Source organism: Arcicella sp. LKC2W, assembly GCF_034931005.1.
GTDB lineage: Bacteria > Bacteroidota > Bacteroidia > Cytophagales > Spirosomataceae > Arcicella.
This window is the reverse complement of sequence record NZ_JAYGIN010000002.1, coordinates 202,796-218,534: the sequence shown is the minus strand read 5'-3', so window position 1 is coordinate 218,534 and position 15,739 is coordinate 202,796. Positions and strand designations below refer to the sequence as shown.

Here is a 15,739-nt window from a genome sequence, read left to right as displayed (position 1 = left end):
GCATTGCCTTGTCTTTGCTAAGTCAAAATATTTATTATGCATGAGACAAGGCAGTGCCTTTGCTAAACAATCTGAGACAAGGCAGTGTCTTTGCTAAACAATCTGAGACAAGGCAGTGTCTTCGCTAAACAAATCTGAGACAAGGCAATGTCTTGGCTAAACAATTTGAGACAAGGCAGTGCCTTGTCTCTACAAATGAAACCTACAAAAACGATTTAATCCTATCAGCCGTAGCTTTCAATTCTTCTTGCGAAGGCTTCAATTTTTCTCTTGTAAAATTAATGTCATTCATAGAATTCAAAGGAATTAAATGCACGTGAGCATGAGGAACTTCCAAGCCAATTACTGAAATCCCCACTTTCCGACAAGGACAAGCTTGTGCGATAGCAGGAGCAATTTTCTTAGCGAAAATCATCAACCCCGATAGTAAATCATCATCTAAATCAAAGATATAATCAACTTCCTTTTTCGGAATTACGAGTGTATGTCCATCTGCCAAAGGCGTAATATCTAAGAACGCTAAAAAACGTTCATCTTCTGCAATTTTATGGCAAGGAATTTCGCCATTAACGATTTTTGTGAATATTGTCATTTTTTTTCGGTAAAGGGTGAAAGGTAAATGGTAAAAGGGTTAGGAACTACGTTACACAGTTTACCCTTTACCGCTACTTAAACCATTCTGAATACATTACATAATTATTTGCTGTCCGCATAAAAACTTCGGAGGCTTCGGGCGATACGGGTTTCAATAATTTGGCGGGATTGCCAGCGTAAATTGAACCTGCGGGAACACGAGTATTTTGCGTAACAATAGCCCCTGCTGCGACAATTGAGCCTGTTTCAATCACGGCACCGTCCATTACAATTGCTCCCATACCAATCAATACTTTATCTTCAATCGTGCAACCATGAACCACTGCATTATGGGCAATTGATACATAGTTTCCGATAATCGTTTGTGATTTTTGGTAAGTACAATGAATCACCGCACCATCTTGAATATTAGAATTATGACCGATAATGATAGCATTAACATCTCCACGCACAACGGCATTAAACCAAATCGTACAGTTATCTCCCATCGTCACATCTCCTACAATTGTTGAGTTTTCGGCAAACCAACAGTTTTCCCCAAATTTGGGTGAAATTCCCTTTACGGGTTTTATTAACGGCATATTTTAAAGTGATAAGTTATGAGTGATAAGTTATAAGTGTCATTTACAGCTCAAAACTAACCACTATTACAAATATACAATCCAACATTTTGAAGACAATAAAAAAGGCTAACGAAGATTTATCGTTAGCCCAAAATGATTGGTAATGGCGAATAGCATTCGCCATACACTCAATGAAATGGCGAATGCTATTCACCACTACTATTCAAATATCGTTCGTCAATGATTTCCAAATGGTGAATACAATGTCCTAAAATGGCAAAACCCAATGCTCGTACTGAAACCTCTAAATTGCTCGCAATACCTCTTTCTTCAAGCATTTCTTCACTAAAACTTTCAAACAATAAAATCGTAGCTTGACGAACTGCCACAAATTCAGCTATCAATTTTTGAATATCTCTTTGCCCTGCATTTGAGGTATCTCCATAAAGCACTTCGTCATAACCAGGTAAAGACGTTTTATCTTTTCTTGCAAAACGCAAAGCACGATAAGTAAAAACCCGTTCTGTATCAATAATATGCCCAATCACTTCTTTGATTGACCATTTGCCAACTTGATATTTATAGTTTAGTTGTTCTTCGGAAAGAGCAAGTATTTTTTGCTCAACCAATTGCTGATTTTCTTGTAAACCTGTCAGCAAATCGTGGGCTACAACCTTGTTGATATAGGTACTAAAATTCCCAAACTCATCAATGGGTGATGGAGGTAAAATGTTCATGTTCTGTTAAATTCTAAAATGATACAAATTAGACCACGGATAACACTGATTGTACGGATTTTCACGGATAAAATATTCATGAAATCAGTAAAAATCTGTTTAATCTGCGTTATCCGTGGTCTAAATTTAGTTCGATAAATGCGAAGGTAAAGGAATATTTACACTTAATTCATCTGCAATTGGCGTAAGTCTATTGCTTGGAATCGGAATCAAACCCGACCAAATGGGCAAATTTTGGTCTTCTTCATCATCACTTGGCATTCCTTCACGAGTTTTTGCAGAAGCTTCAATAATATCAAATACTAAAAGCATTGTTTTATCCACTTCTTTGGACTTCATCGGACGTAAATAATCCCAACTATTTGGAACAATCTTTTCAGTTAATTCCTTGAAAAACAAATATTTTGCTTCATAATCATCAATTCTCTGAGCATTTGAAAATATCACCACCGAACGATAATTTACTGAATGATGAAAAGCTGATTTTGCCACTACCAAAGCATCGGTTAACATAACCGAAATACAAACAGGAATCCCTTTTTCAATTTCTCGCAAAAAATGACTTCCTACCGAACCATGAATATATAATTGATTTTCTTTACGAACAAAAGCCGTAGGAATACTAAATGGCTGATTATCTACCGAATAGCTTATTGTACAAAATAAAGCTTCATCTAAAATTGGGAAAACGATGGCTTCGTCGTAATGCATTCGCTGATTTGCGTAGCGACTTGGGGTTGTTTTGGGCGTTTTTTGTAACATTGTTTTATTCGTTTATATGGTCTATAAGATATATTTCATTGGGCTATTGGTGGTCTGACTACCGTCTGACCAAGGTTGTTTATTCGGTCAGACGATAGTCAGACCACCCAAAAGTAAAGTGTTTATCGGTCAGACGATAGTCAGACCACCCAAAAGTAAAGTGTTTATCGGTCAGACGATAGTCAGACCACCCAAAAGTAAAGTATCTACTTTTAGTCTATGAACTGATATCTTTTCTAATTCTTCTACAAATTTATACCTTTACTGGATACCCATACTACTCCAGAACCAAACCAACAAGTAGTCCAGATGCAGATACCATTCAAAACATTACTCGAAATCAATAAACAATCCTCCTTGCCAATTTACGTCCAAATTGCCAATGGAATCAGTCAAAATATTCAGTCTGGAATTCTGAAAACAGGCACAAAATTATTAGGTACCCGACAAATGGCGGAGCTTTTGGAAATTCACCGTAAAACAGTCGTAGCTGCTTATGACGAACTTTACTCAGAAGGTTGGATTGAGGTTTTCCCGAAAAAAGGAACGTTTGTAGCCCAATATTTACCGACTGTAAAACCTGTGGAGTTTTCAATAAAACAAGAAAATACCATCCTTGAAATTCCTAATTTGAGTATTGCTCAAAATGCTATTATTAAAATTCCGCCAGTTATTACACATCGCTTGGCTTTTAATGATGGATTACCCGATATACGCCTTGCTCCTCGTGAAGAATTGGCTCGTTTGTATGCACATTATATCAAATTCGGTGATTCGTCTATTCTTCAATACACAAATCCTTATGGACATATTCGGTTTCGAGAAGTGTTTTCTGCTTTTTTGAATGAAACTCGTGGCATGAATATTTTGCCACAAAATATCCTAACAACACGAGGAAGCCAAATGGCTTTTTACTTGATTGGCTCGGCTCTTTTTCAGAAAAATGACGAAATGATGGTTGGTTCTCTCAATTATCCCGCCGCCAATATGACTTTTGAAAGTTTAGGCTTAAAACTCAATATCGTTCCGATTGATGAAGATGGAATTGTAGTAGATGCAGTGGAGGAAATTTGTAAGCAAAAAAACATGAGTGGCACACCAATTAAAGCGATTTATATCACATCGCACCATTATCACCCTACCACAGTCACGCTCAAACCCGAACGCAGAATTAAGTTATTGGCTTTGGCAGAAAAATATGGATTTTACATCATTGAAGACGACTATGACTACGATTATCATTATGCCAATCGTCCAGTTTTGCCCTTAGCCAGTGCAGACCGTCATGGTTTGGTCATTTATTTGGGTTCGTTTACCAAAAGAATTGCTCCTACTTTTCGGGTTGGCTACATCGTGGCAAAACAAGAAATTATTGAGGAATTAGCTAAATATCGTAGAATTATGGACAGACAAGGCGATACAATTTTGGAGTTATCTTTAGCCGATATGTTGGAAAACGGTACACTAAAACGATATACCACAAAAGCTCTAAAAACTTATCGAGAACGAAGAGATTTTACCTGTGATTTACTCAAAAATGAATTAGTAAATGTCATTGATTTTAAAATTCCAGACGGCGGAATGGCTATTTGGGCAAAGTTCGACAAAAGTATTTCTTTGATGAAATTATCCGAAAAAGTGAGCAAAAAAGGGCTTTATCTATCAAATGGCTCAGCTTATGAAGGACTAAACGCTTGTCGAATGGGCTTTTCTTCGATGAATTTGAAGGAGATGGAGGAGGCAGTGGCGATTTTGAGAACGTGTATTTGAACATGATTGAGAACACCGTTAGACCACAGATTATACAGATTTACACTGATAAATATTGATAAAACTCTCTTTCTATTCTTAGCACAGAAATAAATCTGTAAAATCTGTTCAATCCGTACCATCTGTGGTCTAAAAAACTACTCCCCCCTCACATCAAAACGTCCATCTTTCAACGTAAATATTTCAGAAGGATTATCTTTATTGTGAAAAGTTACCTTGAAAGTTCCTGCATAGATTTTAGTAATTGGGTCGAAATGAGTAATAATTACTTCATTTTCGCCTGTTTGAGCAACGGGGTATTGTCCGCAATTTCCGCCTACACAACGCTGATAAACACTCGCATAAGGCGTAAACTCAATAGCATTTTTAGGAAAATACGTCATGAATTTATACATTCCAACGCCTTTCACTTTATCAACCATCAAGCTAATGGATTCACGAGTTTCTTGATTGGTAACAGTCAATCTCAACGTTTCATTTTGCAAACGTCCCCACACCACAGGTACAGGTTTGAAGTTTGGATTCGACCTGTATCGTTGAAAAGGAGTCCAAATTGCCTCGTTTATTCTCACGCCAAAAGTCTGTTTGCCCATTTGGGTTGGCTCAGGTAATTCCGTTGGCTGTACATAATCGTTTACTTCACAGCCTGTTAGCACTGTAAAAGCAAATAATGTGAATATGTACTTCGTGAATTTCATTTGAATTAATTTATTTAACCGATATTTTTCAACCTTTTACGCCCTTGCAAATTATACATTATTTTGAAATAATTGTACAATTCATGGAAATTTAATATTGCTTCTTATTCTATGGCACGCAATAAAAAACATTGAACTATTATTATCAGAAATTAGTTATCATTTTCCCCATCTCAAAATCTCATAAACAAACAACTAATGAACTGATATGCACAAACTTAATTTAACAATTTCGCTTGAGAAGTACGACAACGAAAACGAACTTACACCCATCGAACAAAAACTTTTATCAGAAGCTCGCAAAGCAACTTATAAATCTTATGCTCCGTATTCAAAATTTCATGTGGGGGCAGCGGTACTTTTAGATGACGACCAAATCATTACTGCCAATAATCAAGAAAATGCCGCTTTTCCGTCGGGTTCTTGTGCGGAACAATCAGCCATTTTCTGGATTGGAGCAAATTATCCAAACCATAAAATTAAATCCATTGCCGTCATTGCTCGTCCAGGTTCGGGTGATGTTTTCAGAGGCGTTCCTCCCTGCGGAGCGTGTCGTCAGGCAATGTTAGAATACGAAAATCGTCAAAAGCAGCCCATTCGTTTAATTATGTTGGGTGCTGACAATCAAATATTAATCACCGATTCCATTGGAGATTTACTACCTTTTAAATTTAATGAATTTTAGATTGGCTATCGGTTATTGGGAAATTAGTTATTACGGAATAAAAAATAGAATCATTATTCCCAAATAACCAATTTCCCAATAACCAATAACCAATAACCAACCCCATGCTTGATTTTCTCAAAAAAAACTCATTTACGTTACTTTATACCTTTTTCTTGGGACTCATGCCATTGTTGGTCAGTTCCTCAATTAGTTATTGGGTAATTACGCACGAGCAAGAAATTCAAGCATTTACCTTTCAAAATTGGACGATTGCCTTTATAATTGCTTGTTTTACGATGGCATTTGCCCTTACTCCTACTACTTTTATCGCTTTATTGAGTGGGTATTTTTTAGGTTGGAAAGCTTTTTTACCCATTGCCATAAGTTATTGGATTGCCTCATTTTTAGGTTTCAAAACTGCTCAAATGATTGATGGAGGACGATTTTTAAAAATTCTTTCTGAAAAACCAAAAGTGAAACAAATCTTAGAAAATTTGCAAAAAGACGAATTCAAAATTATTCTCCTCGCCCGACTTTCTCCTGTTCTACCATTTGCGGTAACCAACGTTTTATTCTCCTTCTCTGGAACAAAATTACGTAACTTTTTGACGGCTGGTTTTCTCGGAATGTTGCCCAGAACCATCCTTTCAATATGGATTGGCACGCAAGCCCAAGAAATAAAAAAACTTATAGAACACCCAAGCGAAGGCAGTTTATCACAAATTCTGATTTTAGGACTTATTGGCGGTTCAATTTTAGGATTGGGCTATTTTGTAAAAAAAGCGGTAGAAAAGTAGAACAGGATTCCATCCTGTAACAGTTGTACATATCTTGACAGGATAGAATCCTGTCCTACTTTTAAAAATTTTCTTCCTCATTTTCAAATCATTACAGAAAAATTTGTATCTTTGCACCCCCAATTCAAATGGGGAATTCAACTAAATTTCTTCGCCCTTTGCCCGAGGCGATGATGTAAACAGGGTTTTTTATTCACACATGGCTAATCAATTAGCAGATTTCGACTGGGATTCGGTCGGTACTAAAGGTTTCGGTGGAGGTTACTCAGCTGAACAAAGAGCTCAATTAGAAGCACTTATCGAAGGAACTTTAAACCAAGTTACTGAGAAAGCAGTAGTAAAAGGTACGGTTGTAGGGATTACTGACCGTGAAGTAATTATGAACATTGGTTTCAAATCAGATGGTTTGGTTCCAACTTCAGAATTCAGAGATATGCCTGACTTAAAAGTAGGCGATGTAGTTGACGTTTACGTAGAAAACCAAGAAGACAAATCAGGTCAATTGATTCTTTCTCGTAAGTTAGCTAAAGTAATGACAGCTTGGAAAAATATTGAAGATGCTCTTGACCAAGACGTAATCATCGATGGTTTCGTAAAACGTCGTACAAAAGGTGGTCTTATCGTGGATATCTATGGTGTAGAAGCATTCTTACCAGGTTCACAAATTGATGTGAAACCAATCCGTGATTTCGACATCTTCGTTGGAAAGAAAATGGAAGTTAAAGTGGTTAAAATCAACCACGCTAACGATAACGTAGTAGTATCACACAAAGTATTGATTGAGAAAGACCTTGAACAACAACGTCAGTCAATCCTTACTAACCTTGAAAAAGGACAAGTATTGGAAGGTGTTATCAAGAACATGACTAACTTCGGTGTATTTATCGACTTAGGTGGTGTTGATGGTTTACTTCACATTACTGATATTTCTTGGGGACGTATCAACCACCCACAAGAAATGCTTAAGCTTGACCAAAAAATCCAAGTGGTTGTTTTGGACTTCGACGAAAACAAGAAACGTATTTCGTTAGGTATGAAACAATTACAAGCTCACCCTTGGGATGCTTTAGCAGAAACAACTGAGATTGGTTCTAAAGTGAAAGGTAAAATTGTAAACGTAGCAGATTACGGTGCTTTCTTAGAAATTACTCAAGGTGTTGAAGGTTTAATCCACGTTTCAGAAATGTCTTGGTCGCAACACTTGCGTAACCCACAAGACTTCTTGAAAGTTGGTGACCAAATCGAAGCAGTTGTATTGACACTTGATCGTTCTGAACGTAAAATGTCATTAGGTATCAAACAATTGACTGAAGATCCTTGGACTAAACAAGATTTATTAGCTCGTTACGCTTTAGGTTCTAAGCATACTGGAACGGTTCGTAACTTGACTAACTTCGGTTTATTCCTTGAATTAGAAGAAGGTATCGACGGATTAGTACACGTTTCAGATTTATCTTGGACTAAGAAAATCAAGCATCCATCTGAATTTGTGAAAGTAGGTGATAAATTAGACGTAATCGTATTAGAACTTGATGCAGATAACCGTCGTTTAGCTCTTGGACACAAACAATTAGAAGAAAACCCTTGGGATACTTTCGAATCAATTTTCACGGTAGGTTCAGTACACAAATGTACAATCACTTCGAAAAACGATAAAGGAGCTACTTTAGAGTTACCTTACGGAATTGAAGGTTCTTCAGCGTTGAAGCAATTAGTGAAAGAAGATGGTTCAGTAGCTGAGGTTGGTGAGCAATTAGACTTCAAAGTAACTGAATTCAATAAAGATGACCGCAAAATTCAACTTTCTCACGTTCGTGTTTACAACGATGCGAAAGAAGAAGTTGTAGCAGAAGAGAAAAAGAAAACAGCTAAAGACGTACAGAAATTAGCTGATTCTGCGGAAAAATCTACATTAGGTGATTTAGATGCTCTTTCAGCATTGAAAGCTCAAATGGAAGATTCAGCTCGTGAAGAAGCGAAAAAGAAATTAGACAAAAAAGCAAAAGCTGAATAATCTAATTTTTAAAGAATACGAAAAAGTCCTGTTGACATTTGTTAACAGGACTTTTTTATTAAAAAAATATAAAGTTTAAAATATTGATTTTCAGCTTCATACCTCCTAAAACGAAAAAACCTATATAAAAAACGTGATTTACTTTCACAAATACTTTGATTTTAATGAAAACGGCATTAGTTTTGTAACCCATTCAATAAATAAGATGGTCTTGTGGCCGAGTGGCTAGGCAGAGCTCTGCAAAAGCTTCCACAGCGGTTCGAATCCGCTCGAGACCTCATCTAAAACACCTTAAAGCCCTGTATTTCAGGGCTTTAGTTGTTTTTGGGGGTTCAACAGCGGTAACAAATACCCCTTTTGAATACTATAAAGTCTATTTCAGTCTATTGGGTTTGTTACTGTTTTTGTTACCGTAGTACCCCGACTATTCATTACTAAGTTTGAACCGAACATTTAAAACTTCGGAAAACATGGTAACAAAATTCGCAGATTTCAGCTTACGTTTCGACCGTAAAGGTCAATTAGACGCTAATGACAAAGAAAGTACAGGACTTATTGAAATAAGAATGTACTACAATGGCAAAGCAAGTTATAAAAGTACAGGTTACAGAATAACGCAAGACCAATGGAATAAAAAAAAGAATGCTCCCAAAGATGCCTTAATGAATAGGAACATTCAAACGATGATTTCAGAGTATCAAACATTTGAATCTGAATTCAGAGCTATCCATAAAACGTTTTCGATTGAAGACTTAAAGCGAAAAGACCAACCTGTACCAGAACCACCACAAAAGAAGACATCATTTACAGACTTTTTTAGAGAACAATTAGATATAGAAAAGCCTTTAAAACAACCGTCATTAAGAACACGAAGATTGACATTTGATTACTTTAAGGAATTTCGTTCCGAAGTCAGCTTTGATGAAATCAACAACGACTTGATAAAAGCTTTTAATTCATTCTTACACGAAAAGAGAAAGAAAAATGGTAAGCCGTTAAATTTAAACACAATAGCAAAGCACCACAAACACGTAAGAAAATACATATTAGAGGCAATTAAGTCTCGTCATATAGCAATCATTGACAATCCATACCTACACATTAAAATACCTAAGCAAGATAGCGAGAGTAATTATTTAACAGAAGAGGAATTACAGCGATTTGAAGAGTTAACTTTTAGTGAATCTGAGTTATTATTAGAGCGAAGCAGAGATATGTTTCTGATTGCGTGTTATACAGGGCTAAGATTTAGCGATGTCTATAAAATTAACCCAACACACCTCTATAACACATTGGAAGGCTTAGAACTCAATTATCAAGCTGGAAAGACACAGAAGTTTGGACAAAAATTCTTATACCTACTTTTTGGAGGCAAACCCCAACAGATAGCAAGGAAATACATCAATAGCGAAAACAAAGCTCTTTTTAAAGGTTTAACAAATCCAAAAGTCAATCTACAATTAAAAATAATCGCAAAACGTGCTAACGTACAGAAAGCTACTAAGTTTAAAGATTCTCGTAACACGTTTGCCAATATAATGTCAACCAAAGTACCCATTACTGTCGTACAGGATGAAATGCAACACTCTCTGTTATCAACAACTCAAGGGTATTTGAAAAGAAATCCAGAATTTAAAAAAAAGGCACTTGCCAAAATTAAATGGGAATGAACATGGAAACAACACAAAAGCCCAAAAGGACATATCAGAAACATAAGACAGAGAAGAAAATTACTGTTAAGCATTATGTGAACACCAATATTGAAGTAAAAAATGAAATAGGAGATTCAATTTATCCTGTATATGTTCAAGTAACGTATAAGAGAAAAAATACAAAATTTAAAAGTAAGATACCATATTGTGTATATGATACACCTCTCTCAACTGTTGTGTTTGATAATTTTGATAGTTATAGAGAGTACTATGACAGTGCAGCTGAAAGTGATTTTGAAAATGCCTTGATAAGAGATTTGAACTTAATTAAATGGCTTGTCAATGTTCACGTTGAGGCAAATCCTAAGAATTTTGATATATCTGAATTACCTAAAATTTATCATCAAAAATCTTATGAGTTAACTCATTTTGTTGATTGGTGTTTAAAGCAAGAAATTCAAAACGCTTTATGTGAAGTAAGAAGACTTAATGAAGACCCAAACATTAATATTTTATTTAAAGCATACCTTAGTCGAATTGATTTAGACAGTCCTGCACTTCTTAACTTAGAATATTTCTCAATTGAACATCCCGAATTAAATGATATTAAAAAAAAATATAGTTCCGAAATCTGGTTTTTTAGTATTTATATAAGACTTCATAATACATCTATGTTTGGTGTTATAGATTATTCTGATGGATATGAAATCTCTTTTCCACCTACTATATTTGATTATTTAACAAAAACATTTCAGAAAAACTTCATTAATTCTTACAGTAATAATCAATCTGCTAAAGATATTATATCTGATTTAGATAAATTATTTTCAAAATATTATTACAGATATTTCGATTTATTAATCAATCCCTTAAAATTTCATTAAGAGGCTGAATTTTAATTAAGGCTCTTAATTTATAAAAATGAGTGAATAATAGAAACATTTTTCACAAAATGAGTGAACTATTCACACATTTTCGGATATTTGCATATCCAATTAAATTTAACAAAATCCAAGGATATGCAAAAAGCTACAATAGAGTTCACTCCAAGTACCAATTTTGAGAAATTTGTACTTGCAAGCTTGGCAGAAATCAAACGCCAATTACCTAACAATCAACCCACTCCCACAGGCGACTACCTCACTCCCACAGAAGTTTGTTCCATTCTAAAAATCAGCAAAGGCAAGTTCTATCAATTTATTAATGATGGAGTCCTAACCACTATCAAGCCCGACCCTAAAGGACGTAAAACCTATGTATTACGCTCTCAAGTAGAAAATTTATTCCCTAAAGACTTCGTGAAAAGATAAGAAAATTTATATCCCTTTTGGAATCTTTTAACTCTTACTCTTTTACAAACAAAAATGCCGTTGTGGTAGGAACACAACGGCAAGAATAACTTTTCTTAAATAGTTAATAACGAGGGCAAATTTAACAGTATGAAATCAGATAAGCAAACCACGTTTGAAGAAAACAATATCATCAAATTAGATACTATTACCCAACAGGAATTGGAGGAAAAAGAAGAAGAAGAGAAGAAAAAAAATCTTAAACAAGTTGCACTAAACTTCATAAGAATTAGAGACGACTATTACAAGATTGTTTATCGACCAGACAAGTCTGGGAAGCTCTATAAAGACCTCCTAAAATTATCCAAGACAACAATTACGGATGATTACACTAAAGCTATCTTAAAGCATATCAGAAAGTTTGACGATTTTACTCTCGTAGCATCGCATACCAATTACCAACAATCAATAAACGGATTCTATAACCAATATCACGAAGTAACTCACATTCCAATACAAGGCGATTGCGAGAATATTTTCCATATTCTAAAACACATTTTTGGAGAAAGCCACTTTGAATTTATTTTAGATTATCTCCAAATTTTATACACAAACCCCAATCAATGCTTGCCTATTATTTTAGTAGAATCCGAAGAAAAAAACACAGGTAAAACAACATTTTCAAATCTGTTGTATTGGATATTTCAGTTTAATGCCATGAAACTTGGGAATAGTGATTTACACAGCGATTTCAGCGGTTTTTGGTTGCAACGTCTTTTGCTGATTGTGGACGAAACAAGTCTTGAAAAACAAGGGGTGATGCAAATGCTGAAACGACTTTCAACGGAAACAGGAAAAGTTATCTCTAATGAAAAAAATAAGGCACAACGTGAAGTTGATTTCATAGGAAAATTTATCATGCTTTCCAATGATGCAGGTAAAGCCCTACCAATTGAAAGAGGAGACCCAAGATGGGCAGTTTTCAAAGCTCCAACTTTTGCAGAGAAGGGATATAAAGACGACCCTCAAATCAGTTCAAAAATACAGGCTGAAATACCTGCTTTTCTACATTTTCTAATTAATCGCACGTTAGTATATCCATTAAAATCAAGAATGTATTTTGCCCCAGAGGTTTATCGAACGGCACAACTCATGCTTTACTATGAGAATAGTATTTCAATGGTTGCTCATGCAATAAAGCAGTTAGTGAGAGATACTTTTAATATGTTTCCCGATGAAACTGAATTGCAGTTTTCAATCACCAATATCATGGATGAATTAAAAGGTAATATTAGGTTTTTGGAGAAGGAAAAGGTAAGAAAAGCACTTGACAATGAACTACAAATAAAGCAGTCTGAAAAGAAAGGAAGATATGACTTTCTGAGTCTTTCAGGTGCAGAACGGGGGATGCTTTCAAGAATAGAGAGTAACAGTATTACTTACCTATTTAGCAGAGAAAGCTATTCTTAGAAAAGTACAAACACACAATCAACTAAAAGTTTCGTTTTGGAACATTTGGAACAGGTTTGGAACACTTTTGGAACAAGAAAAAAGGGTTTTACCCCTCAAAAGTCCCTGTTTTAAAAAGTACCAAAATTTTGGAACATTTGGAACAAAGCCTATAAAAAGCTCTATAACAAGCACTTACATTGTTCCAAAAATGTTCCAAACCTGTTCCAAGTGTTCCAAATGTTCCATGTTCCAAAAAAACAGGGTACTTCTCAAATACTGGACTTTTGAAGGTTTCAAATTTTAGCTGTGCAATTTTCAGTTTTTAAAGCCAATGAGAAATCAAGACCAAATAAAGACGCTAAAACAAATATCTATCATGGATTATTTGGCAAATAAAGGAATAAATCCAAGTGCAAAAAGTGGCAGTTGGTTTATGTATCATTCCCCAATTCGTGATGATTCAAAACCTTCTTTCGGAGTCAATCCTACTAAGAATATTTTTAATGATTTAGGAAGCGGTGACAAGGGAAATATTATTGAGTTGGTAATGCTCATAGAAAGCCTAAACTTTAATGAAGCTTGTAAACTCTTAGAGGGTTTTGACTTGGTAAAAGAAAAGGAAATTATTTCTCTTTCACCAAGTCAAAGCCTTAATAACAAGCCTAATAGCCAAGTCCAAATCATAGCAGTAAAACCGCTACAACACTACGCACTCATTGAATACTGCCAACTGAGAGGTATTAGTTTCAAAGTGGCTTATCAATACTTGAAAGAAGTCGAATACTCCGTAAATAACGATAAGAAATACTTTGGCATAGGATTTACCAACGATAAAGGCGGTTATGCGATTAGAAGCAAATTAAAGGGCGGAAAAATCAACATTGGAGTTCAATTCTATTCCTCCATAGAAATACCCAATAGTGAATCAGTGATGATATTTGAAGGGTTCTTTAATTTCCTTTCTGCTATCGAACATTTTGGACGCACCCCCACAATGACGGCTATTATTCTAAATTCCACAAGCAATCTAAACAAAGCATTACCCATCATTAGCGACTACAAAAAGGTATTCTGCTATTTGGATAATGATGATGCAGGACGCAAAGCTTTTGAAAAGTTGAAACAAGTAAACCCAAACTTAATTGACCAGTCTTTTATCTATGAAGGTTACAACGATTTTAACGAATTCTTAATTGCAGGCACAAAGCCACCTTAACACAATGCAGGCACAACGTATATACATTGTAGGCACAATAGCATCACGCATTGTAGGCACAACAAAACAACAAGATAGGCACAACGTTTTTTACGCCATTGCAGGCACAATTTTTCAATAAAATGACACTAATTACAGCAATTATAAACTTTAAAGGTGGTGTTGCTAAAACTACCACAACCATCAATTTAGGTGCAGGACTAACCAAACTCAAAGAAAGAGTTTTAGTCATTGATACTGACCCACAGGGAAACGTAGGGATAAATTTACAAGGCAGTGAAGATGCCGTTTTAGATGCAAAAGCATTGACAATTAGTAGTCTTTATCAAGACAGACGAATCGACCCCCAGAAGGCTATTATAACTACTCCTTATTTCGATTACATACCCAATAATTTGTATGCTTACCAACGAACCAATGGACTCAGTGATTACAGGCTTTTAAAACAGATTATTGATAAAGTAAAGCACAATTACGACCAAATTATCATTGATACTCCCCCCTATTTGGGTTTAGATGCTATCAATGCGGTTTACGCTTCAGACAATTTAATGTTGGTAACTGACTTTTCTAAAGCAAGTATGACAGGGGTACAAATTTTAGTTTCTGTTCTCGACAAATGGCATGATAGAGAGATTAGTAAAGTCTTCAAACAAAAACCGAAAAGTATTCTTTTCACCATGTTTCAGAAAAACACTAATCTCCATAAAGAACTCATTGATTCAGTTGAAGATAGTAAAGAATTGGGTATGGGAATTATGCTAAAAGAAAGGATACCAAGACAGTTAAAAGTGGTTGAAGATGGTTACACAGGCATTCCGACAATCATAGCCAACCCACGTACAAAAGTAGCTTTGGAATACAAGAGTTTAGCCGAAACTTGGCAATACGCACGAAATACAGGAGAGATAATTGGCAGTCGCTACAAAATGAACATCAAAAAATAAGAGCATGGCAACGAAAAGCAAACTAAACGGTTTCGTCTTCAAGAAATTAGAGGAAATCAACAATGGCTTACAAATCCCAACTGGTAATGCTGTTCAACCAACTGAGTCGATTATTGAAACTACTCCTCAGCCAAAAACAATACAAACAGAACACAGCAACCTTGTCTCAACATTTCAAAAGCTAAAGATTGACAACACAGCATTTACACCAATGACTAATGTTGTGCCTACTATTGAGAATGGTAGTGAGCCTAATAAGCCTATCATTGAGCAAAAATTTAAAAGATTATCGAGAAAGGAGAAACAACGTGTTACGCACGATGACTTGAATTGGAATGAATTCTCAGCTTTGCCAACCAAACAAGACAAAATTGTTTATTTATCAATGCGTGGATGGTCTCTGAAAACCGAAATGAGGAGTAACGGTAGGTTTCATTATGCAACCAAGTATATTCGCAATACAAAGGGGAAACTTGAAAAAAAACGTCTCTACTTAGGCTCAGTCAATCGAGAACTATCGGAAGGAATTACAGTAAAGTCAAAATACTTTAGTAAACTCAGCATAAACACCAAGTAGGCAC

At 35.5% G+C, this 15,739-nt stretch carries 16 protein-coding genes and 1 tRNA gene; 12 read left to right on the top strand and 5 right to left on the bottom strand.

Features of this window, described 5'->3' with window-relative positions; all coding sequences use genetic code 11:
• Positions 1-202: 202 nt before the first annotated feature.
• From VB796_RS02780 to VB796_RS02765, 4 genes are all read right to left on the bottom strand, one after another.
• On the bottom strand, positions 203-592 hold the full coding sequence (locus tag VB796_RS02780) for an HIT family protein (protein WP_323344981.1): 390 nt from the start codon (positions 590-592) through the stop codon (positions 203-205).
• Positions 593-665: 73 nt separating this feature from the next.
• Entirely contained in the window at positions 666-1,175 is a 510-nt protein-coding gene (locus tag VB796_RS02775; RefSeq protein ID WP_323344980.1) for a gamma carbonic anhydrase family protein, read from the bottom strand.
• A gap of 188 nt (positions 1,176-1,363) precedes the next feature.
• The gene (locus VB796_RS02770) at positions 1,364-1,894 is read right to left on the bottom strand and encodes a DinB family protein (protein ID WP_323344979.1); all 531 of its coding nucleotides are present in this window, start codon (positions 1,892-1,894) and stop codon (positions 1,364-1,366) included.
• Between the two features lie 126 nt (positions 1,895-2,020).
• Complete coding sequence (locus VB796_RS02765; RefSeq protein ID WP_323344978.1) at positions 2,021-2,656, bottom strand: pyridoxamine 5'-phosphate oxidase family protein; 636 nt, start codon at positions 2,654-2,656, stop codon at positions 2,021-2,023.
• A 309-nt stretch (positions 2,657-2,965) separates the two neighbouring features.
• Between VB796_RS02765 and VB796_RS02760 the strand changes: the two genes are divergently transcribed.
• Positions 2,966-4,426 (top strand): PLP-dependent aminotransferase family protein, encoded by a 1,461-nt coding sequence (locus tag VB796_RS02760; protein WP_323344977.1) that lies wholly within the window; start codon positions 2,966-2,968, stop codon positions 4,424-4,426.
• Positions 4,427-4,563: 137 nt separating this feature from the next.
• Here the strand turns inward: VB796_RS02760 and VB796_RS02755 are convergent, their stop codons facing one another.
• Complete coding sequence (locus tag VB796_RS02755) at positions 4,564-5,124, bottom strand: hypothetical protein (protein WP_323344976.1); 561 nt, start codon at positions 5,122-5,124, stop codon at positions 4,564-4,566.
• A gap of 208 nt (positions 5,125-5,332) precedes the next feature.
• Here VB796_RS02755 and VB796_RS02750 point away from each other — a divergent pair, with 208 nt between their 5' ends.
• The 11 genes from VB796_RS02750 (at position 5,333) to VB796_RS02700 (ending at position 15,735) form a co-directional block, all read left to right on the top strand.
• Positions 5,333-5,809, top strand: coding sequence for a cytidine deaminase (locus VB796_RS02750; RefSeq protein ID WP_323344975.1), 477 nt, complete (start codon positions 5,333-5,335; stop codon positions 5,807-5,809).
• A gap of 104 nt (positions 5,810-5,913) precedes the next feature.
• The gene (locus tag VB796_RS02745) at positions 5,914-6,588 is read left to right on the top strand and encodes a VTT domain-containing protein (RefSeq protein WP_323344974.1); all 675 of its coding nucleotides are present in this window, start codon (positions 5,914-5,916) and stop codon (positions 6,586-6,588) included.
• 199 nt (positions 6,589-6,787) lie between these two features.
• Positions 6,788-8,602 carry a 30S ribosomal protein S1 gene (rpsA, locus tag VB796_RS02740; RefSeq protein ID WP_323344973.1) on the top strand — a complete coding sequence of 605 codons (1,815 nt, stop codon included), beginning with the start codon at positions 6,788-6,790 and terminating at the stop codon, positions 8,600-8,602.
• A 207-nt stretch (positions 8,603-8,809) separates the two neighbouring features.
• Positions 8,810-8,880: transfer RNA gene (locus VB796_RS02735), tRNA-Cys, on the top strand.
• 192 nt (positions 8,881-9,072) lie between these two features.
• Positions 9,073-10,272, top strand: coding sequence for a site-specific integrase (locus VB796_RS02730; RefSeq protein ID WP_323344972.1), 1,200 nt, complete (start codon positions 9,073-9,075; stop codon positions 10,270-10,272).
• 2 nt (positions 10,273-10,274) lie between these two features.
• Positions 10,275-11,138, top strand: a complete 864-nt coding sequence (locus tag VB796_RS02725; protein ID WP_323344971.1) for a hypothetical protein — start codon at positions 10,275-10,277, stop codon at positions 11,136-11,138.
• A gap of 135 nt (positions 11,139-11,273) precedes the next feature.
• Positions 11,274-11,564 carry a helix-turn-helix domain-containing protein gene (locus VB796_RS02720; RefSeq protein WP_323344970.1) on the top strand — a complete coding sequence of 97 codons (291 nt, stop codon included), beginning with the start codon at positions 11,274-11,276 and terminating at the stop codon, positions 11,562-11,564.
• A 129-nt stretch (positions 11,565-11,693) separates the two neighbouring features.
• Entirely contained in the window at positions 11,694-13,013 is a 1,320-nt protein-coding gene (locus VB796_RS02715) for a primase-helicase family protein (protein ID WP_323344969.1), read from the top strand.
• Positions 13,014-13,326: 313 nt separating this feature from the next.
• A complete protein-coding gene (locus VB796_RS02710; RefSeq protein WP_323344968.1) occupies positions 13,327-14,211 on the top strand; it encodes a toprim domain-containing protein in 885 nt (294 codons plus the stop codon).
• Positions 14,212-14,333: 122 nt separating this feature from the next.
• The gene (locus VB796_RS02705; RefSeq protein ID WP_323344967.1) at positions 14,334-15,158 is read left to right on the top strand and encodes a ParA family protein; all 825 of its coding nucleotides are present in this window, start codon (positions 14,334-14,336) and stop codon (positions 15,156-15,158) included.
• A gap of 4 nt (positions 15,159-15,162) precedes the next feature.
• Entirely contained in the window at positions 15,163-15,735 is a 573-nt protein-coding gene (locus tag VB796_RS02700; RefSeq protein ID WP_323344966.1) for a hypothetical protein, read from the top strand.
• Positions 15,736-15,739 lie beyond the last annotated feature (4 nt).